Genomic DNA, 19,282 nt, shown 5'->3' on the forward strand with positions numbered 1-19,282 from the left:
AACAGATGAAAATTGAAAATCTGCCCTTTGGTCTGACGCAGTGGGATCAGATTGAAGAGACGGTCCATCCCGGCGAGCAGGGGCATGCGACCTGGCGAACCGTGAAGTTCAACGATATCCGGGTGCGGATGGTGGACTATTCACCGGGCTATGTCGCCGATCACTGGTGCACCAAAGGCCATATTCTGCTCTGCCTGTCGGGTGAGCTGCACACCGAACTGGCCGATGGCCGCCGTTTCGTTCTGACGCCGGGTGTCAGTTATCAGGTGGCAGATGACGCTGAACCGCACCGTTCCTTTACGTCAGCTGGCGCGCAGCTGTTTATCGTAGACTGAGATTGCGCTCCGGTGTTTCATCGCGTCGTTGACACTTTTAAAAGTAAACTGAATCTGCTTTATAAAAATCAGCAAAATTAATGGCTTATTTCATCAGAGTTATCTGGTTCTGACAGGAATTATTCGTATCAGGCTGTATGCTTTAGGTTTTATGGATTTATTGCAATCACCTGATGTGGGGTAGCCTGTGCTGATAAAAAAGAAGAAAGTGCGTTCGCATACCGAAGATCGACTGCTGGCGCTGGTGCTTGCCACCACCGCCGGTATCCTTAATGCCATGGCGCTGGGGGCGTTTGGGTTTTTCCCCTCGCACATGAGCGGCAACACCTCGCAGATCTCTGCCGAAGTTACCACCAGCGATCTCCACACCATGCTGTTTCTGATGGCACTGATTATTGCCTTCGTTTTTGGCTGTACCATTGCGCGGCTGGCAGTGGTGGTGGGGCATAAATACCGGTTACGCACTATTTTCTGTCTGATCATTCTGGCGGAGGGGCTGGCACTGACGGCGGCCTCGATCTTTGAGCTGATGTACTATCGGCCCAGTTACAACGGAGAGATCCTGATCGTGCTGGGCTTCCTGATGGGGATTCATAACGCCACCTCGACGCAGCTCTCCAACGGACGTGTCAGATCGACCCACATTACCGGGACGCTGACCGATGCGGGTATTGCGCTGGGTTCATGGATTTTTGCTCACACTTCACATGCTGTACATCTTGAGACGGACGACCGTCGCTTTTTCCAGAAGGTGCTGCATACCCATCTGACCACGGTCTTCTCCTTCTTAAGCGGCTGTATCGCCGGACTGCTGCTCTTCAAGGCCCATGGATTTAATGCCATGGTTGGCCTGGGGGTTTTCCTGATGCTGGTAGCGCTGACGGCGATCGCCGTCACCGTACAGCGTACCCGCAGGGTGCTCTACTGATAGAAAAAAGCGCCGGCCCGGTGTCCTATGTGCATCGGGCCGGTTGCTTACTGCCGGGTTCGGGTTGGCCGCACCACAATTTCGTTCACATCCACCTCTTCCGGCTGCTCAATCGCATAACGCACGGCGCGACCAATGGCGTCCGGCTGCAGCGCGATGGCGCGATACTGCTGCATCGCCTCCGCCGCTACCGGATCGGTGATTGTAGACGCCAGCTCACTTTCGACCACGCCGGGGTGAACGCAGGTGACGCGCAGCTCGCTGTTCTCCTGCCGCAACCCATCGGAAATCGCCCGCACTGCAAACTTCGTGGCACAGTAGACTGCCGCGGTGGGCGACACCGCCAGCGCGCCGATGGATGCGATGTTAATGATGTGACCACACTGGCGGGTCAGCATGGACGGCAGTACCGCCGCAATGCCATACAGCACGCCTTTGATATTGACGTCGATCATCTGATCCCACTCTTCCACACGCAGCGACGCCATCGGCGACAGCGGCATAATACCCGCGTTGTTGATCATCACATCCACCCGGCCCCATTTCTCCAGCGCATAGTCAACGAACTGCGTGACGTCATCGCGGCGTGTCACATCCAGCGCTTTGATTGCCACCTCAGAACCATTAAAGCGCAGCTCTTCCGCCAGGGCAGCCAGACGACTTTCACGACGTGCACCCAGCAGCAGAATGGCATCGCTCTTCGCCAGTTCGCGTGCGATGCCTGCACCGATACCGCTGGATGCACCGGTAATTAAAATCACTTTCTGCGTCATCTTTTCTCTCCACTCAGGTTGTGAGTGGCGATCTTACGACGGGTCGATTATAAAGATAATCCATCAACCGCTTTACAGACTGGTAACTGAAACTAACCAATGAACAGTGATAAAAATGCGCTCGAAATTTTTGTTATCGTGGCACAGACGCGCAACTTCCGGCTGGCGGCAGAACAGCTGGGCGTGACGCGTCCGGCCATCAGTCAGAGTCTGCGGCGGCTGGAGGACCGGCTCAATATCACGCTGATGCAGCGCACGACGCGGTCGGTTCAGCTGACGGAAGCGGGACAGCGACTCTATGCCGAGGTGGCACCGGCTATCAGCGCGCTGAATCGCGCCGTTAACGACATTGCTGAACTGGCGGCAGAGCCACGAGGACAGCTGAGGCTGGCGATCTCCTCTATCGCGGAACGCATGCTGGGGGGCGAGCTACTGGCGAGCTTCATCACCGCCTATCCATACGTTGAGCTGGACATCACCGTGACCGATGAAGAGTTTGATATTGTCGGGCAGGGTTATGATGCGGGTGTGCGACTGGGGGAGGTTATTGCTCAGGATATGATTGCGGTGCCGGTCTCGGTTGCTCAGCGTCAGGTCGCCGTGGCGTCACCGCACTATCTGGCACGTGCAGGCACGCCGCAACATCCGCAGGAACTGGTGCATCATCGCTGCATCGGCTGGCGCAAGGAACCGGGCCTGGCCCCATACCGCTGGGAGTTTGCTGAGCAGGGGCGCGAGTTTGATGTTGCCGTCAATCCGCAACTGACGACCAATGATATGGGCGTGATGATCCGCACCGCCTGCGCTGGCGGCGGCATCAGTTTTGGGATGGAGGAAACTTTCCGGCCCTACATTGATCGGGGCGAGCTGGTGACGTTACTCGACGAATGGCTGCCCACGTTTGCCGGTTTCTATCTCTACTTTCCGAGCCGCAAAAATCTGGCTCCCAAGCTGCGGGCGCTGATTGACCACGTCAGGCTGTCACCCCAGCCGGCCCCGGTTCAGCGCTGATTTTTTATCCGGGAGGAGGCTTTTCAGGCCGTCATGTTGTAACGGGTGATGATGTTGATTCTGGAGTAGGGCGCGGGTGGCTCAGATGCCGGCAGGAATCCATGAAACGCCAGCAGGGTTCTGAAGGCGTGCAGCGCATCGAGCTGTAAATTATGCTCGATCAGGGCATCGATTTTACCCTGATGCAGTAGCGCACAGTTCTCGCGATCAAGATCGTGCCCGATAAAGGCGTTCAGCGTGCGCTTCTCTCCCGCAAAAGCGCGCAGAATGCCGGGATTACCACCGCCCACGGTATAGACCGCATCTGCATCCGGATGCTGCTGCAAAAAACGCGTCACCGACTGATGCATCCGCTCATCAATCCCATATCCGCCAGCGACCACGCTCACCTGATGCTGAGGAGCAAACTGCGCTATTGCACGCTGAAAACCGTCGATTCGCTCCCTTTCGCCGATGAAGTCATGGCTGCCGGTCACTGCCAGGATGTGCGAACGGGTCACCCGCAGCCATTTTGACATCAGAAAGGCCGCCACCTTTCCGGCATCAAAATTATCCATACCGATGTAACGCAGGCGCGCGCTGCCGGGCAGATCGCTCATCATGGTGACCACCGGCACACGCTGTTTCAGCAGGGCTTCAAGGGTAGGGTAAAGCGCTTCAGCGCAGGCGGCTTTAAGAATGACCCCGTGACTGTGAAGCGCATTCTTATTCAGCAGCGCGTTAATCCCCTCTGTTGTGAGATTTGCCCCGAGGTGAAAACGCAGCTGAAGTTTAAACGCGGCAAAGCTGGCGATCTGGCTGCTGAGAGCCTCACGGATCAAAGGCTGGAACCGGTCAGGAGTATGCATGATGACGTCAAAATAGATCGTCCGCCCTCTGGCCAGTCCCGCTTTGTGCATCAGTTCCAGGTCAGCTATTGCCTGCTGAATACGATGTTCTGTGCGGGCATGCACGTTGCCGCGCTGATGCAGCGCGCGATCGATGGTTGCCAGACTCAGTCCCGACTGGGCAGCGATCTGTTTCAGGGTGAATTTTGCCATGTGCCCGCCCGTTAGCCGGAGAATAAAGTCTGTTTTATCATACTGCATGATATTACCCGAATGGGTTATGTTGCAGTATGAGAGGTGGTGCAGGCTGGCAGGGAAATGAAAAAGCCAGAAACGTGTAAATAAGCTGTTCAGCCGGGGCTTTATCGCCTGAATATAAGCAAAGCGCTAACCCTTGTGCCGCCTTTGCTATTCAAAACGCCGTTGTTATCTTAGCCGGAAATAATGCCCGGGAGGATTCTGATGTTGGCTAAATAATAGACATTCCGCCGCTTCGCTTATATTTCCGCTGTAACGGCTTTTTTGTTTTTTACTTCTCGCTAATGATAGACTGTACATTCATACACCGTTGGGAGGTCGTGTGAAGTACGACAACGATAGCGAGATCCGTGCACTGGTTGGCGCGGTAGTCAGTGATTTAATCAAGGCGGGAGAGCCGGTTAATTTTCACGACATCACGGACGCGCTGTTTCGCCTGAGCGAAGAGACGCGTGACAGCCGGCTGAAAGCACTGTGTCTGGAAGCAATAAGCTTCTTTACCCGCAAAATGCATTAAGGCTGATGGCACCAGTCAGGGGTGCCATCTCCAGCCTCATTTCTATTCTGACCCCGCCACCTTCACCCGGCCTGAAAATATCCGGCAAAGTATTCAGCGATTAATCTGAAAGGGCAGTCTGACCATTTTCGCCTGTTATTAGATATCTGATTATCACGCTGCGGTAACTTTTGCCGCAAAGAGGCTCTATTTCAGGCTACCTGTTCTCTGCATCATTATATTTGCAGCGCTCATAATCATTCATTCTGCCTTACCGGCTTCACAGGATAGGTGAAAGCGATACGATAATTAATATCAATTGTATTTTCATAAAGTCATCCGCTCTGACATGCCGTCAAAGGGAGTAATAATGAAAAGCCAGGAATAATCAATCATCAGCGATGGGGGAGAATGAGATACCCTGCGCTACCGATGCAGCGCAGGGCCGCCTGTCAGATGCCCGCATCGTCAGGTGTGCGGCCTACCACAATTTCCAGTGTCTTACGCAACACATCACCCCTGACTACGTCAGAAGTGCATTCCAGCTCTGCAATCAGATAGAGGATGATGGCTTTATTTGTTACGCGTCCCTGGTCAGCCACAATGTCGCGAATGATTGCGCCCAGCAGTTCAGTTTCCTGAGCAAGCAGATCGCCTTCACTACGGAAATACTCAATGATGGATGAATCTGTTGAAGAGTGTTGCATGGTTATTCTTTCTCTAAAGAAAAGGAGTCAGACGCAATGGTTGAAGTCAAAAACGAGTGTAGACGCTGTTTTCGTTTTGCCCAGCCGGCCTAAAATTTTTTAATGTGGCTGCCGCTTCGCTTAAAGTCAGCCGCGCACATCTAATACGCAACATTTTTCAATCAGTGTTTTTTGGAGCCGTCAGGCGGCCCGTCACTGTTCATACGATGTGCAGTATTTTCACGTTCGGTAACGTCACCCTTCACACGTTTGCGTGCTGCAACCATACCGTTACGGACTTCAATGATGGCTTTGCGAATAATCGAAACCTTCGCGGCATCATCATTGGCAGCAGCGGCCATCACTTCAAGCTGTGCGATCAGGGCATTGCTGGATACCGGTTTGTCTGACTTGAGTAATGTCAGAACGGCTTCACCGATCATGACATCTGTCAGTTTCTCGTCTTCACTTCTGTACATACTGGCTTCTCTGATTACGAATCAATGGCCATGCTGCGGGCCCGTATCCGTCAGGAGGTGCGATTGCGGGCACCTGATACGGGGAGGCAGTGCTGGGCTTCTTTACTAAACTGAATCTTCCTGAACGAGGGCTGAAAGCAGACGTCCTGAGTTACTCTGCGGGCCGTGGTAGGGCATTAATCTTCGCGGCGAAAAAGCATCGCGATCAATTCATGCAAATGATTCTCTTGTTCTGGTGTGGCGGCGAACTCGAGGCGACGCAGAAGCTTGCTACAGATCGCTTTGCGACTGAGACTTTGACCTGCGCGCAGAATTTCAACGACAACCGATCCCAGCGTCTCCTGTTGGGAAGGTGAGCTGGCCTGATTGAAGTAACGGGCAATATCGCTGATCGTTTCCGGGCTTTGACCGTTCTGACGCATGTTGATGTCCTCGAGTGATTAAAAATGCCACGCTCTGGATATGCAAATTATACACCTTTCCAAAACTTGTACAGGATTTTGAATTTTTAGCGTTATTTTTTTTGTGCAAAAAATGCTATCGCTTTTAAAACAGCATGTTACGAGGATATCAGGCGAGGTAAAAATTGTACCAGAATTTTGTATCGATATCACCCCCGGACGCTCCGACCTGTACAAGCAGGTCGGCAGGGAGATAAGTACTATGCTCAGTGTTTAATGACGATGTCATCCGCCGGGGCGGGAATGGCTGACTCTTTACCGAACGATCGGGAAAGCCAGTTTGCCGGGGCATTGCCGCGCGAACCGATGGTTTTAAAGCCCATCAGCCACTGACGCGCACATTTCAGTTTTTCAAGGCGAATCTCATTAACTTCCGAGTTAGCCATGACCTGTAGCTCATTTATCAGCAGTTCAACGTTGACTTCCTGACCGGCAGTAAACAGGTTCATTGCAGCTTCGCCAATGATGACATTTGCTTTTTCATCGCTGGAAAAATACACAATATCCTCCTGGGTGATTGCGGTAAGTAACTTTAACTGTAGCAAAAAAAATTAAGAAACTTAATCAATTCAGCCTATCGATAAGATAATATTAATTGTCCATTTCCTGAACGGATAAAGCGTTCTGACGCTCGTGTCATGACGGGCGATATCCGGCTGAATCGCCTTTTCCGAATCAACTTATTTTTGCCGATTCGCTTATCCCGCTCTCCATTTAAAGCGAAACGGCATAAACAGCCTGTTTTCTGCCCGCGTCATTCTCACTGACTGACCCCGGGGTGCAGAAATAAAGCATTGTGTTTCATTATCTTAATCATGGTATTTACATAACTTCACATCTGGCACCCGCCGCTGAAGAAACTTCACACAGGTGAGCTTTCGCACAGGTATAGCCTGTGCTATAAAAAATAGCTCTGGCTATTTGTGTTCTGTTTTTCACCACCTCCGGAGAGTGCCGTATGGCCCCATTTAAAAAAATCACCGCGATATTACTGAGTGCGCTGCTGACCACACTGATGGCCACCAGCAGTAATGCTGCAGAAAAATTTAAGGTCGTGACGACGTTCACTGTCATCGCGGATATGGCGAAGAACGTGGCGGGTGAGGCTGCGGAGGTGACCTCAATCACTAAACCGGGGGCTGAGATACATGAGTATCAGCCAACCCCGGGCGATATAAAACGCGCGCAGGGCGCACAGCTCATTATGGCGAACGGCCTCAATCTGGAGCGCTGGTTTGAGCGGTTTTATCAGCACCTGGAGGGGGTGCCGGAGGTGATTGTTTCTGCCGGCATCACGCCAATCGGGATCGGCGAGGGGCCTTATAACGGTAAACCGAATCCACACGCCTGGATGTCACCGGACAATGCGCTGATTTACGTCGATAACATTCGCGATGCGCTGGTGAAATATGATCCGGCGAACGCGGAAACCTATCGCCAGAATGCCGACGCCTATAAGCAGAAAATCAGTGCTGCGATCGCGCCTCTGCGCCAGCAGATAGCCGGGATCCCGGAGAACAAACGCTGGATGGTGACCAGCGAAGGGGCCTTTTCTTACCTGGCTCGCGATCTGGGGATGAAAGAGCTCTACCTGTGGCCGGTCAATTCTGACCAGCAGGGGACGCCGCAGCAGGTCAGAAAAGTGATCGATCAGGTCAGGAAGCAGGGCATCCCCGCAGTGTTCAGTGAGAGTACCGTCTCCGACAAGCCTGCCCGTCAGGTCGCCAGAGAAACCGGCGCACATTATGGTGGGGTGCTTTACGTTGACTCCCTGAGTCAGACTCAGGGGCCGGTGCCAACCTATCTGGATCTGCTGAGCGTGACGACGGAGACGCTGGTGAAGGGCCTTAAAGCCGGGGAGTCCGCGCAATGAAAGAGACTATCGTGGTGTCCGATGTTACCGTCACCTGGCGCAACGGCCATACCGCGCTGCGGAATGCGAGCTTCAGCGTGCCGGGTGGATCGATTGCGGCGCTGGTGGGTGTGAATGGCTCGGGGAAATCCACCCTGTTTAAAGCGCTGATGGGATTTGTCCGGCTCGCCAGCGGCAGCATCTCGATTCTGGGCATGCCTACCCGCCAGGCGCTGCGTCAGAGTCTGGTGGCCTATGTGCCGCAGTCGGAAGAGGTGGACTGGTCTTTTCCGGTGCTGGTAGAGGATGTGGTGATGATGGGGCGTTACGGTCATATGGGTCTGCTGCGTCGCCCCAAAGCGCGCGACCGGCAGAGTGTGACGGAGGCGCTGGCGCGGGTGGATATGCTCGAATACCGGCATCGCCAGATTGGTGAACTTTCCGGTGGCCAGAAGAAGCGGGTCTTTCTGGCGCGCGCTATTGCCCAGCAGGGCAGTGTGATCCTTCTGGACGAGCCTTTTACCGGCGTGGATGTTCAGACCGAGGCCAGAATCATCAGCCTGCTGGGCGAACTGCGCGATGAAGGTAAGACCATGCTGGTTTCCACGCATAATCTGGGGTCGGTGACCGCATTCTGCGACTACACCGTGATGGTAAAAGGCACCATTCTGGCCAGCGGCCCGACGGAGACGACGTTCACGGCGGCTAACCTTGAACGCGCATTCAGCGGCGTGCTGCGTCACGTTATGGTGAAAGGGCTGGATGATCAGATCATCACCGACGATGAGCGTCCCTTTATTGCGCCGCGCGGTGCACACCAGGAGGTGCGCTGACCATGGAACTGTTGCTGGAGCCCTTCAGTTACCACTATATGCTCAATGCGATGTGGGTCTCCGCCATGGTCGGGGGACTCTGCGCTTTTCTCTCCTGTTATCTGATGCTGAAAGGCTGGTCGCTGATCGGTGATGCGCTGTCACACTCCATCGTCCCGGGCGTGGCGGGCGCCTATATGCTGGGCCTGCCCTTCGCACTGGGGGCGTTTCTCTCCGGTGGCCTGGCGGCGGGCAGCATGCTGTTGCTGAATCAGCGCACCCGCCTGAAGGAGGATGCGATCATCGGTCTGATCTTCTCCTCCTTTTTTGGTCTTGGCCTGTTTATGGTGTCGCTCAACCCGACAGCGGTAAACATTCAGACCATTGTGCTGGGCAATATTCTGGCCATTGCGCCTGCGGATATCCTGCAGCTGGCGCTGATTGGCGGCATCTCGATCGCGGTTCTGCTGGTTAAATGGAAGGATCTGATGGTGACCTTCTTTGATGAGCAGCACGCCCGGGCGATTGGTCTGCAGCCTGAACGGCTGAAAATCCTTTTCTTTATCCTGCTGGCGGTCTCAACCGTGGCGGCACTGCAGACGGTCGGCGCGTTTCTGGTGATCTGTCTGGTGGTGACGCCGGGGGCAACGGCCTGGCTGCTGACCGACCGCTTCCCGCGTCTGCTGGTTATTGCGGTGGCAATTGGCAGCCTTACCAGTTTTTTCGGCGCATGGGCGAGTTACTACCTGGATGGCGCGACGGGCGGCATCATTGTGGTCGCCCAGACGCTGCTCTTTCTGCTGGCATTCATCTTTGCACCGCGACATGGTCTGCTGGCTAACCGGCGTCGTGGCCGGCATCAGGCTAAAAAGGAGGCAGGCTGATGTGGATAGCTGAACCTTTTCAGTTCGCATTTATGAACAATGCGCTGCTCATCGCGCTGGTGGTATCCATACCCTGCGCGTTGCTGTCGGTGTTTCTGGTGCTGAAAGGCTGGGCGCTGATGGGTGATGCCATGAGTCATGCGGTCTTTCCCGGTATTGTGCTGGCCTGGATGGTGGGGGCACCGCTGGCGGCAGGCGCGTTTGTGGCGGGGCTGTTCTGTGCCGTCGCCAGCGGCTTTTTGCAGGATAACAGTCGTATAAAGCAGGATACGGTGCTGGGGATTGTATTCTCGGGCATGTTTGCGGTGGGGCTGATTCTTTATGTCGCGGTGAAACCAGAGGTGCATCTCGATCATATTCTGTTCGGGGAAATGCTCGGTATTAACAGAGCGGACCTCATTCAGACGCTGATTATCGCCGTGCTTATCGTGCTGGTGATTGTGGTGAAATGGCGTGATTTTATGCTGTTCAGCTTCGACCCGCAGCAGGCACAGGTAAGCGGTCTGCCCGCGCGCTGGCTCCATTACGGCTTACTGTGTATGGTTTCGCTGACCATCGTCGCTACCCTGAAAGCGGTGGGGATTATTCTGTCGATCTCGCTGTTGATTGCGCCCGGCGCGATCGCGATTCTGCTGACCCGACGCTTTTCACATGCCCTGCTGGTGGCAACCGGGGTATCCGTGCTGGTGTCGCTGAGCGGGGTTTATCTCTCATTCTTCATCGACAGCGCCCCCGCGCCGACCATTGTGGTGCTGTTTGCCGCGGTATTTATCGTGGCGATGGTTGTGACAGGCCGAAAAACACGGCAGCGCGAGCGTCTTAAAGGTCATCATCACGGCAGCGATGCGGAAACGGGCTGAGGCTGAACCGGCTATCATCCGGCCGCGAATCTGTTCGGGAGCGTTGTCGGTTGCAGACGGCAGCAGATCAGTGCAGGTGCCTGTAAACAAAAACGTCGCGCCCGGAGGGGACGCGACGTTTTTTATTGCTGCTTACTGATTCCGGTTTTCAGGGGTGGACTTTGACGGTTCGGGCAACTCTTTGCGTAGTTTTTCGACCTGTTCCGCTTTCACCGGTGGTGCCTGATTACCCCAGCTATTGCGGACAAACGTCACCAGGTCAGCCACCTCCTGGTCGCTGAGACGCCAGGCAAAATCTGGCATCGCCAGCCCGGTTACCGCATCCTTTGTAACCGCCATTTTGCCTCCTCGCAGCACAATGCTGATAACCGACGAAGGGTCATCACTCAGGACCGCAGAGTTACCGGCAAGGGAAGGGAAGGTTTTTGCATACCCCCTGCCATCAAGGCGGTGGCAACCAGAACAGTTATCCATATAGAGTCTGGAACCCGGCATGCTGACATCGCCCCTGATGAGTGCGGCGGTTGTCGCATCTTTGCGGGGTGCAGGAGGCGTTTCAGACGCCGATGACCCGATTGATTTCAGATAGGTTGCGACCGCATTGAGATCGGACTGGCTCCAGTATTGCGTACTGTGCTCAATCACGTCGGTCATCGAACCAAAAGCAGCCGAGGTGTTGGTGCGACCTGTTCTCAGGAATAGCGCGATATCCTCGTTCGACCAGCCGCCCAGTCCCGACTTAACATTTCCCGTCAGGTCGGGCGCGTGCCAGCCTTCCAGTGTTCCGCCGGTCAGATAACTTTTTCCCTGCTGATCCAGCGCTTTCTCCTGAAAAGCAATGCCGCGCGGCGTATGGCAGGTGCCACAGTGACCCAATCCCTGAACAAGGTAGGCACCCCGGTTCCACGCGTCGCTTTTCGTGGTGTCAGGGGCGTAAACCTTATCGTCGTGAAAAACGCTGTTCCATATGGCCAGAGGCCAGCGCATATTCAGCGGCCAGGGAATGTCGCTTTTTATGTTCTGCTGGTGAACGGGTTTAACGCCATGCATCATATAGTCATATAAGGCATGCATATCCTCATCATTAATTCTGGCATAGGCCGTGTAGGGCATCGCCGGATAAAGATGACGTCCATCTTTCGCAATACCCTCGCGTAAGGCTTTGGCAAAATCGTCGTAGGAATAGTCACCGATGCCGGTCTCTTTATCGGGGGTGATATTGGTTGAGTAGATCGCGCCAATTGGCGTCGACATCTTCAGTCCCCCGGTAAAACTCGCCCTGCCCGCAATGGAGTGACAGGCAACGCAGTCGCCCGCTGTAGCAATATATTTCCCCTTGCTGATGTTGTCCGGCGCAGTCTCTTCCGCAGCAGAGGCGAAGCTAAACAATAAAGTTAATAAGGGCAGTAACTTTACACAGGTTATCTTCATCGTCTTATTCCTTTAAGCCTGAACCATCGGGCCGGGGTTCTTCAGGTAGATCGTTTTTATGGCGTTTGCTGAAAAGAGCGTGGTCGCGCCGACGATTCCGGTTGGGTTATAGGCATGGTTTTGCGGGAAGCAGCTTGCGCCGGCCACGAAAACATTGGAAACGTCCCAGCACTGAAGATATTTATTCACCACGCTGGTCGCCGGGCTGTCTCCCATGATGGCGCCGCCTGTGGTGTGAGTGGACTGATAAGGGCGAACGTCGTAGTGGGCAGAGAGGGACTTGAACCCCATATCGTAAGAGTCAGGTCCGATCGCTTTGACGATATTTTCCGTTTTGCCCGCCATGAACTGGGTCATCCTGAGTTCATTCTGCTGCCAGTCAAAGGTCATCCTTAACAGCGGCAGTCCGTAACCATCTTTGTAGGTCGGATCGAGGTCTAGGTAGCACTGTTTATAGGGCATGACGGAGGAGCTGACGCCAATGCTCATGTTATGTAGATAGCTGTCACGGATAGCCTTTTTCCAGCCCGTTCCCCATTTGGGCGCGCTCTTCGGCGTGACCGTCTGTTCAATCGGGCGGCCACCGGTCACATGGGCAGAGACGGTGCTGCCGCCGATAAAGCCCGCTCCGGCGTGATCGAAGTTTTCACTGTTGTAATTGTCTATATAGGCCCCTGAGGCACCGGTAGCGGCAAAGTGGTTAAACCACGTCTTTTCATTGAAGAAGAGTTTGGCGCCACCCAGCATCTGATAGGCATAATTCTTTCCAACCACGCCTTCGCCGGTTTCCGGATTGTAGGGTTGGCCAATCTTAGAGAGCAAAAGCAGCCGGACGTTATGGAGCTGGAAGGCACTGAGAATGACAACGGATGCGGGCTGCTCGACTTCACGGCCATTTTCATCGATATAGGTGACGCCGGTGGCCAGTTTGCCCGAACTGTCTTTGTTGACGCGTAACACATGCGATTTACAGCGCAGCTCAAAGTTGTCGTACTGCCTGAGCGCCGGAATAATCGTGGTTTGCGGTGACGCTTTTGAATAGTTGTAGCAGCCAAATTTTTCACAAAAACCGCAATAGTTGCAGACGCCGAGTGCGACACCATAGGGGTTGGTGTAGGCTTCGGTGCATATCGCCGCCGGGCCGGGGAAGGGGTTATATCCCATCTCTTTCGCAGTTTTTTCAAACAGCATGGCGGAGTACTGATAAAGCAGCGGTTTAGTCGGGAAAGGATTCGCACGCTGCGCTTCGAACGGGTTACCGCCGTCAATGCGCTCCCCATTAAGATTTCCGGCCTGGCCTGAAGCCCCGCAGATCCGCTCAAACTTATCGAAATAGGGTTCCATTTCACTGTAGGTGAAAGGGTAATCCTGAAGGGTCATATCCCCCGGAATAAAGCTGGCACCATATTTCTCAGTGACGACCGTTTTCAGTCTGAGATCGGCTTCCAGAGGACGCCACAATAATCCATTCCAGTGAACGCCCGCTCCGCCGACACCATCGCCCGGCAGGAAAGAGCCCATACGGCGATAGGGCAGAGCCGTATCTTTAGGGGTATGCCTGACCGTGACACTCTCTTTTGAAATGTTCTGAAAGAGTTTAAGTCTTACGCCGTAGGTTAACTCATCAACGATGCGCGGATAGGCGAAATCAGGATAAGTGTCCCGTTGCTCACCCCGTTCAAGCGCGACAATCTTCAATCCCGTTGATGCCAGTTCCATCGCCATCAGCGAGCCCGCCCAGCCAAAGCCAACAATGACTACATCAACCGGTTCTTTTTTAATCGTCATTTTAATGCACCATACTTACCAGAAATACTGACCGGACCTAAGGGATAAGGTTTGTCCGGATTTTCCATTACCTGAATAAAATCCGCGCGTGCGCCCGGAAAACCGATCAGTTTCCAGGATGCCATGGTCTGATTACCGCCATGCACGGGATCGGCTAAATAGCCCTCTTTCGTGTTTTGTAATAACTGAGAGAAAAAGAGTTTTCCGGAGAGAGCGTCGAGGCTTAATTTGCCGGCATCCAGGTCATGTAAAATGGCTTCCTGTTTGTCTCTGGCTAAATCGGCAAAATTATGCTGGAAATTATCGCGGCAATATTTATTCAGGCTGGCGATCCCTCTGCGGTAAATATCGCGCGGCACCAGATTAGTCTGGTAGCCCATTTCCGGAATCGACTCCTGAAAAGGGGGGCTCATATACCAGAGGTAGCCATGACCGTAGGGGAGTTCCATCTGTCTGTCGATGTAGACCGGGACACCTTCACTTACCGCACCGGGGCCGAACTCATCCTCAGGGATCAGCAGGTCGGTAGCCGCTAAAATGAACCGCCACTCGTCATTATTAAAAAATACCGGGACGTAATGAAACGTTTCCCCTTTTTCTTTGGCCGATGCGACCGCGCTGACTGCTGTTGTTCCCGCGACCGCGGCAATGGGAATGAGTGAAAATGTTTTCCGAAGAAATGATCGTCTGGATGACTTCATCTGGCGCTCTTTTAAAATTTATACCGATTCTTCCTGAGCACAGAGATATTCCTTTCTGTACCCGTTTCCTTTGCTCGCCCTTATCTGAAAAAGGACATAATTAATAACGTTGCGTAATTTTTGTTGTGCAATCATCAACTTCAGATTGTGTCTGATCCTTCCTGGCGGACATAAGAATGAATCCCTGCTGTTTCCATTGATTTTATCCAGTAAAACACCGTTTCGCCTAGTGAAACAGGTGAGTTTTGTTATACATAAGTTTAACAAGGATGTTTTTTTGTTATTAATGTTGTCAGTTTGTTGCGGAGGGTTGACGACAGGCGGGATTTTTCACAACACCACCGGCCGCCTGACAGCAAAAGGCCAGGGCAGTAAATCCACCCTGGCCTGCTGGATCAGATCAGTTAAGCGTACAGATTATGCTGGATGAGGAGATCAGCCAGCGAACCCTCATGGCTGGCAGAGGGGGTGTGATAAAGATCGTATTGATGGCCTTCAATGTTGCGCTGCCCATCCTCACTCCAGACACCGCCTTCAGTGGTACTCAGCGTGACCGGATTGCCCTCTGCCTCTTTTATCGTCATCAACTCACGGGTATCGCCAGTCAGCGGTAACTGCTCTTTTTGCTCCAGCGTAACGCTGTTGCTGCTGAAGGCATTCAGGTCGATAACTCCGCTATTGCTGACTGACAGCCCGAGCGAGGCAAAGTCCAGCGCCTCGTGCGAGCCGTCCGGCATCAGGGTGTCGTGACCGGCAACGCTGTCCAGGTGGGTAAGCAGATTTAACAGAGAAGGCGAGGGCGTTTCACCGCTTTGTGTCTCTGGTGTGTCGCTATGGCCATCACTGTTGTGATGAAAGGAAGTGCTATCCATCGCGCGCGCAAGTGCTGGCTGTGGATCGGACGTATAAAGCTCGACGACGTGCGAAACGTGGTTAACGTTACCTGCCGCATCGCGAATGCTTGCGGTAAGCATATACTCGCCCGGTTCAGCGGTGTGCGTATTCAGCGCCTCAGGCTGAACGGCCCATTTGCCTTTGCTGGTCACGGTGGTTTGCCACTGGTGGTCACCCAGACTGACTGTGACGATATCGCCCGCTTCACCTGTACCAGATATCCGCTGCTGCAGGCTGCCAGCATTAAGATCGATTTTCTGTCCTTCTGTCAGATGGGTAAAAGCGATTCTGGGGGCGCAGGCATCTGCCTGATAGGTCGTGGTTATCGTAGCCGTGTGGCCTGTTGCGTCAGTCGCGGTCACGACAATGTCGTGCTGACCATGACCGAACCCTTTTTTCATTGTCTCCGGCGTCAGGGACAGGTTCCAGTGACCATCGTCACTGACTTCAGCAAGGCGATGTTTGCCGCCAGTCATCACGGTGACCGTCTGACCACTACCGGTTACGCCAGTTGTGCCGGTCAGCGTCGCGCCCTCTTTTTTCTCTGCACGATTGAGCCAGCCGTCACCAAATGGGGTATCAATGACAGGGGCAGGCTCGCCGGGGTGATCCACCACGGGCGGGGTACTGCCGCCGTCGGTGGGATTATCCGGCACGGACGGCACCGGGTCGCCGCTGTTGTCACTGACCGGTGAAGTCAGGTCGACCGTGACGTAGCCACCCTGTTCAAACCAGTTTCCCGCGCCATCCAGCACGCCAAACGACAGGCTGTTGCCGCCCTGAGAGAGCTCCGACGCGCTGATTTCTGCCCGCCAGCTGCCATCAGGCTGGATCACCGCATAATTCCAGTGAAAGGTATCATCAACCTGTACCGCAAAGGTCTGGAGCGGCAGCGGCGCTTCAAGCGTGCCGCTGATGACGTACCAGGTCTCACCGTCATGCTCTGTCTGATTTGCCTGAGTGATGTCGTTGACCGTCACCTTTGGGTTGCTGCTGTTGTAATGCGTAATCAGCAGCAGATCCTGGCTGAGGCTGGTACTGTTACCATTCTGATCCGTTGCGCTGACGTTAATGAGGTAGTTCCCGTCCTGGATAGTCCTGACGTCGCTGTCAGAGAGCTGAACCTGCCACTTATCCTGATAGACGCTGCCCTGCCAGGTTCTGCCGTCCAGGATCAGTTCAACCGGGGTACCGGAGGGGAGATGGGCAGCCGTACCGGAGAAGATAATGCCGTACATCCCCTCCTGATAACTCACCGCATTGTCGCCGGTGACCGGATCCAGCGTCAGCTGCGGTAACGCATCAGACGCATAGATTTGCACGCCTGCTGAGGCAGAGCGGCTGTTACCCGCTTCATCGGTTGCTTTGGCCACGACAGAGTAACTGCCTTCCTCCATCCCCTGCAGCGTTTCTGCAGGCACCGGGAACTGCCATTGACCGTTCTGATCGACGATGCCACTCCAGTGCAGGGCGCCAAAGGTAACCTCAATCGTGCTGCCCGCCTCACTGCTCCCGGCGATCACCAGCGCGCTGTTGATTTCCTGATTGTCGATCACTCCATCCCCGGCCAGCGGATCAATCCTGACAAGCGGATCCTGCGTATCGGTAATAAAGGTTGCCTCACTGGTTCCAGACTGGCCCCAGCGATCGGTGGCGGTCACCGTGATGGTATGGTTCCCCTCTGCTAACTCTGCGTCGGCCAGCTGGAGGGCTGAAAGCGAGACTGACCAGTTGCCCAGGCTGTCCACGGTGCCCGCATAGTTAACCCCATCCACGTCCAGGGTGATCTTCTGGCCCGCCCCGGTCACGCCGGTAGAGCCGCTCAGCGTTACGGGCTCAAAGCGCTCACTGGCGTTCATCAATCCATCGCCAAACGGCGTGTCGATGGTCGGCTGAGGCGGGGTCGCATCAGACGGCGGAACTGACGGCTCGACGGTGATCGCTTTGCTGGCGGTAGTCGTACCGCCAGCGCTGTTTTCAAAGGTGACGCTGATGCGGTTAGATCCGACCGGCAGCGCCTGCAGATCGGCAGCCGGCAGGATGACGCTCCAGCTGCCATCCGCTGCCAGGGTTGTCGTATAGGACTGACCATTCAGCATAATGGTCAGCGTGCTCTCTGCGGCAAGATTTTCTGTGGTGCCGCTGAACGTTTGTGATGTGAGTTTCTCTTCGGCGCTTAATACGCCGTCACCGGTAAAGCTGTTAATGGTTAAAGATGGCGGGGCACTCACGGGCGGAACCGGCGTGCCACCGTCGGCTGGTGGAGTATTGCCGCCATCCGCTGGATTGTCGTCGGTGATCGGCGGAACGCCACCCCCGCCCTCAACCGGCGTGGTGAGGTCGGCTGTGACATAACCACTCTGTTCAAACCAGTTTCCCGCACCATCCAGCACGCCAAACGACAGGCTGTTGCCACCCTGAGAAAGCTCCGACGCGCTGATTTCCGCCCGCCAGCTGCCATCCGGCTGGATCACCGCATAATTCCAGTGAAAGGTATCATCAACCTGTACCGCAAAGTTTTTGAGCGGCAGCGATGTTTCCAGGGTGCCGCTAAGGAGATACCAGGTGTCTCCGTCATGCTGTACCTCATCCGCCAGCGTGATGTTATTAACGGTGACTTTTGGATTGCTGCCGTTGTAGTGGGTGATCAGCAGCAGATTCTGACTAAGGCTGGTACTGTTACCCTCCGGGTCTGTTGCGCTGACTTTTATAAGGTGGTTGCCGTCCTGGATAGTCCTGACGTCGCTGTCAGAAAGCTGAACCTGCCACTTATCCTGATAGACACTGCCCTGCCAGGTTCTGCCGTCCAGCGTCAGTTCAATCGGAGTGCCGGAGGCAAGGTGCGCGGCGGTGCCGGTGAAGAGAATGCCGTAGATCCCCTCCTGGTAACTCACTGCATTGTCGCCGGTAACAGGATCCAGTGTCAGCGCCGGTAACGGGATAGCAGCAGTGGTTGCCTTCACGTCGTCAGACGCAGCGGGCGCGCTTAAAGTGGAAGTTTCAGAAGTAGACGCCAGCGTTAAGGTGGCGTTTTTTTCGCTGCTGCTAACCCCCGGAGTGACAGTTGCACCGTTTAACGCCGGATCTGTCGGAGCCAGGTAGAGGCTTTCTGTGGTTTCCACCGTTGATAAGGCGGGCTCAGGCTCTGCCACAGGCTGGGCCGGAAAGGGCGTTAAGGACTTCGCATGGTCAGAAGAATGCCACTCTGGCGTAAGCGTGGCGACACTCTGCGTATCGGCTGTGACATCCCGGCCAAATCGCGCCTGATGCAGTAAATTTCCCTCCTGAAAACGCAGCGTACTCTGCTGGCCTGCAAAATCAGTGAAGAAGTTCTGATAGCGAAGCGAGTCGCTTTCCTGCAGGTTGAGAATGAGGTCCTGCCCCTGTTTCTGATAAGAGGAAACCTGAGACGGCGGGCCCTGAAGCGTAATAATCGCGGGTTCATTCAGAACAGAGTGTAATTTGTCTGCAGTAAACTGAGACAGTGTCTGACCGTTTGTCAGCGAAACAACCGTGACGCGGCCCGTGCCTGAAAATGCCATGGAAATCTCCGTATATACCAGGTTGTGAGTAGGCAATGCCTTTAAAATAAAGCGCGACTTTATTTATTTCAGGCACGCAACGCCCAGCGCCCAATAAAGTTATAGAGCCGGGCCCGGTACTCAACGGATCAGACGTCATCCGCAGCAAGGATAAGGGTTAAAATCAGAGCCAGATTAACTATTCCGTTTGGAAGAGAGAATTTATCTGCTGGCAAGATAAAATAGCACCACTCATTGCAAGAGGTCGGGCGTCGGCTCATTTAA

The 19,282-nt window shown here is 54.4% G+C and carries 18 protein-coding genes; 8 read left to right on the forward strand and 10 right to left on the reverse strand.

Annotation, left to right across the window (positions count from 1 at the left end; genetic code table 11):
* Positions 1 to 5: 5 nt before the first annotated feature.
* Positions 6 to 335, forward strand: a complete 330-nt coding sequence (locus OXR04_RS12795) for a DHCW motif cupin fold protein (protein ID WP_058957266.1) — start codon at positions 6 to 8, stop codon at positions 333 to 335.
* 187 nt (positions 336 to 522) lie between these two features.
* Complete coding sequence (locus OXR04_RS12800) at positions 523 to 1,263, forward strand: YoaK family protein (RefSeq protein ID WP_267370603.1); 741 nt, start codon at positions 523 to 525, stop codon at positions 1,261 to 1,263.
* A gap of 47 nt (positions 1,264 to 1,310) precedes the next feature.
* Here the strand turns inward: OXR04_RS12800 and OXR04_RS12805 are convergent, their stop codons facing one another.
* The gene (locus tag OXR04_RS12805) at positions 1,311 to 2,036 is read right to left on the reverse strand and encodes an SDR family oxidoreductase (RefSeq protein ID WP_009092766.1); all 726 of its coding nucleotides are present in this window, start codon (positions 2,034 to 2,036) and stop codon (positions 1,311 to 1,313) included.
* Positions 2,037 to 2,135: 99 nt separating this feature from the next.
* Here OXR04_RS12805 and OXR04_RS12810 point away from each other — a divergent pair, with 99 nt between their 5' ends.
* On the forward strand, positions 2,136 to 3,047 hold the full coding sequence (locus OXR04_RS12810; RefSeq protein WP_267370607.1) for a LysR family transcriptional regulator: 912 nt from the start codon (positions 2,136 to 2,138) through the stop codon (positions 3,045 to 3,047).
* A gap of 23 nt (positions 3,048 to 3,070) precedes the next feature.
* On the opposite strand, the gene OXR04_RS12815 is transcribed toward OXR04_RS12810, so the two are convergent.
* Entirely contained in the window at positions 3,071 to 4,087 is a 1,017-nt protein-coding gene (locus OXR04_RS12815) for a LacI family DNA-binding transcriptional regulator (protein ID WP_267370610.1), read from the reverse strand.
* A 367-nt stretch (positions 4,088 to 4,454) separates the two neighbouring features.
* On the opposite strand from OXR04_RS12815, the gene OXR04_RS12820 reads away from it, so the two are divergent.
* Positions 4,455 to 4,649, forward strand: coding sequence for a hypothetical protein (locus tag OXR04_RS12820; protein WP_009092769.1), 195 nt, complete (start codon positions 4,455 to 4,457; stop codon positions 4,647 to 4,649).
* A 431-nt stretch (positions 4,650 to 5,080) separates the two neighbouring features.
* On the opposite strand, the gene OXR04_RS12825 is transcribed toward OXR04_RS12820, so the two are convergent.
* The 4 genes from OXR04_RS12825 to OXR04_RS12840 all read right to left on the reverse strand — a co-directional run bounded on the left by OXR04_RS12825 (position 5,081) and on the right by OXR04_RS12840 (position 6,754).
* Positions 5,081 to 5,335 carry a biofilm/acid-resistance regulator YmgB/AriR gene (locus OXR04_RS12825; protein WP_009092770.1) on the reverse strand — a complete coding sequence of 85 codons (255 nt, stop codon included), beginning with the start codon at positions 5,333 to 5,335 and terminating at the stop codon, positions 5,081 to 5,083.
* Positions 5,336 to 5,496: 161 nt separating this feature from the next.
* Positions 5,497 to 5,793, reverse strand: coding sequence for a hypothetical protein (locus OXR04_RS12830; protein WP_009092771.1), 297 nt, complete (start codon positions 5,791 to 5,793; stop codon positions 5,497 to 5,499).
* Positions 5,794 to 5,969: 176 nt separating this feature from the next.
* A complete protein-coding gene (gene ycgZ / locus OXR04_RS12835; RefSeq protein WP_009092772.1) occupies positions 5,970 to 6,215 on the reverse strand; it encodes a regulatory protein YcgZ in 246 nt (81 codons plus the stop codon).
* A gap of 245 nt (positions 6,216 to 6,460) precedes the next feature.
* On the reverse strand, positions 6,461 to 6,754 hold the full coding sequence (locus OXR04_RS12840) for a hypothetical protein (protein WP_009092773.1): 294 nt from the start codon (positions 6,752 to 6,754) through the stop codon (positions 6,461 to 6,463).
* Between the two features lie 515 nt (positions 6,755 to 7,269).
* Here OXR04_RS12840 and OXR04_RS12845 point away from each other — a divergent pair.
* Genes OXR04_RS12845 through OXR04_RS12860 form a run of 4 tightly spaced genes read left to right on the forward strand, consistent with a single transcriptional unit; the run spans position 7,270 to position 10,662 of the window.
* Positions 7,270 to 8,127, forward strand: a complete 858-nt coding sequence (locus tag OXR04_RS12845) for a metal ABC transporter substrate-binding protein (RefSeq protein ID WP_276047266.1) — start codon at positions 7,270 to 7,272, stop codon at positions 8,125 to 8,127.
* Entirely contained in the window at positions 8,124 to 8,939 is an 816-nt protein-coding gene (locus tag OXR04_RS12850; protein ID WP_267370616.1) for a manganese/iron ABC transporter ATP-binding protein, read from the forward strand. The genes OXR04_RS12845 and OXR04_RS12850 overlap by 4 nt, the downstream gene beginning before the upstream one ends.
* Before the next feature lie 2 nt (positions 8,940 to 8,941).
* Complete coding sequence (gene sitC, locus OXR04_RS12855; protein ID WP_267370619.1) at positions 8,942 to 9,802, forward strand: iron/manganese ABC transporter permease subunit SitC; 861 nt, start codon at positions 8,942 to 8,944, stop codon at positions 9,800 to 9,802.
* Positions 9,802 to 10,662, forward strand: coding sequence for a metal ABC transporter permease (locus OXR04_RS12860; RefSeq protein WP_267370622.1), 861 nt, complete (start codon positions 9,802 to 9,804; stop codon positions 10,660 to 10,662). Before sitC ends, OXR04_RS12860 begins: the two co-directional genes overlap by 1 nt.
* A gap of 132 nt (positions 10,663 to 10,794) precedes the next feature.
* On the opposite strand, the gene OXR04_RS12865 is transcribed toward OXR04_RS12860, so the two are convergent.
* From OXR04_RS12865 to OXR04_RS12880, 4 genes are all read right to left on the reverse strand, one after another.
* A complete protein-coding gene (locus OXR04_RS12865; protein WP_267370624.1) occupies positions 10,795 to 12,093 on the reverse strand; it encodes a cytochrome c in 1,299 nt (432 codons plus the stop codon).
* 12 nt (positions 12,094 to 12,105) lie between these two features.
* The gene (locus OXR04_RS12870) at positions 12,106 to 13,881 is read right to left on the reverse strand and encodes a GMC family oxidoreductase (RefSeq protein ID WP_267370626.1); all 1,776 of its coding nucleotides are present in this window, start codon (positions 13,879 to 13,881) and stop codon (positions 12,106 to 12,108) included.
* Positions 13,878 to 14,582: a gluconate 2-dehydrogenase subunit 3 family protein gene (locus OXR04_RS12875; RefSeq protein ID WP_111207238.1), complete on the reverse strand. Its 705-nt coding sequence runs from the start codon at positions 14,580 to 14,582 to the stop codon at positions 13,878 to 13,880. The genes OXR04_RS12870 and OXR04_RS12875 overlap by 4 nt, the downstream gene beginning before the upstream one ends.
* A 404-nt stretch (positions 14,583 to 14,986) precedes the next feature.
* Positions 14,987 to 19,018, reverse strand: coding sequence for an Ig-like domain-containing protein (locus tag OXR04_RS12880; protein ID WP_267370630.1), 4,032 nt, complete (start codon positions 19,016 to 19,018; stop codon positions 14,987 to 14,989).
* Positions 19,019 to 19,282 lie beyond the last annotated feature (264 nt).

The sequence above is a fragment of the Pantoea sp. GM_Pan_3 genome, from assembly GCF_026541045.1.
GTDB classification, from domain to species: Bacteria; Pseudomonadota; Gammaproteobacteria; order Enterobacterales; family Enterobacteriaceae; genus Pantoea; species Pantoea anthophila.

Excerpts from the sequence above, each read along its gene's own strand:
- OXR04_RS12860 (WP_267370622.1), top strand. The coding sequence starts at position 9,802 with ATGTGGATAGCTGAACCTTTTCAGTTCGCATTTATGAACAATGCGCTG.
- OXR04_RS12865 (WP_267370624.1), bottom strand. The coding sequence starts at position 12,093 with ATGAAGATAACCTGTGTAAAGTTACTGCCCTTATTAACTTTATTGTTT.
- OXR04_RS12880 (WP_267370630.1), bottom strand. The coding sequence starts at position 19,018 with ATGGCATTTTCAGGCACGGGCCGCGTCACGGTTGTTTCGCTGACAAAC.
- OXR04_RS12825 (WP_009092770.1), bottom strand. The coding sequence starts at position 5,335 with ATGCAACACTCTTCAACAGATTCATCCATCATTGAGTATTTCCGTAGT.
- OXR04_RS12810 (WP_267370607.1), top strand. The coding sequence starts at position 2,136 with ATGAACAGTGATAAAAATGCGCTCGAAATTTTTGTTATCGTGGCACAG.
- sitC (WP_267370619.1), top strand. The coding sequence starts at position 8,942 with ATGGAACTGTTGCTGGAGCCCTTCAGTTACCACTATATGCTCAATGCG.
- OXR04_RS12815 (WP_267370610.1), bottom strand. The coding sequence starts at position 4,087 with ATGGCAAAATTCACCCTGAAACAGATCGCTGCCCAGTCGGGACTGAGT.
- OXR04_RS12875 (WP_111207238.1), bottom strand. The coding sequence starts at position 14,582 with ATGAAGTCATCCAGACGATCATTTCTTCGGAAAACATTTTCACTCATT.
- OXR04_RS12830 (WP_009092771.1), bottom strand. The coding sequence starts at position 5,793 with ATGTACAGAAGTGAAGACGAGAAACTGACAGATGTCATGATCGGTGAA.
- OXR04_RS12805 (WP_009092766.1), bottom strand. The coding sequence starts at position 2,036 with ATGACGCAGAAAGTGATTTTAATTACCGGTGCATCCAGCGGTATCGGT.
- OXR04_RS12845 (WP_276047266.1), top strand. The coding sequence starts at position 7,270 with ATGGCCACCAGCAGTAATGCTGCAGAAAAATTTAAGGTCGTGACGACG.
- ycgZ (WP_009092772.1), bottom strand. The coding sequence starts at position 6,215 with ATGCGTCAGAACGGTCAAAGCCCGGAAACGATCAGCGATATTGCCCGT.
- OXR04_RS12850 (WP_267370616.1), top strand. The coding sequence starts at position 8,124 with ATGAAAGAGACTATCGTGGTGTCCGATGTTACCGTCACCTGGCGCAAC.
- OXR04_RS12795 (WP_058957266.1), top strand. The coding sequence starts at position 6 with ATGAAAATTGAAAATCTGCCCTTTGGTCTGACGCAGTGGGATCAGATT.
- OXR04_RS12870 (WP_267370626.1), bottom strand. The coding sequence starts at position 13,881 with ATGACGATTAAAAAAGAACCGGTTGATGTAGTCATTGTTGGCTTTGGC.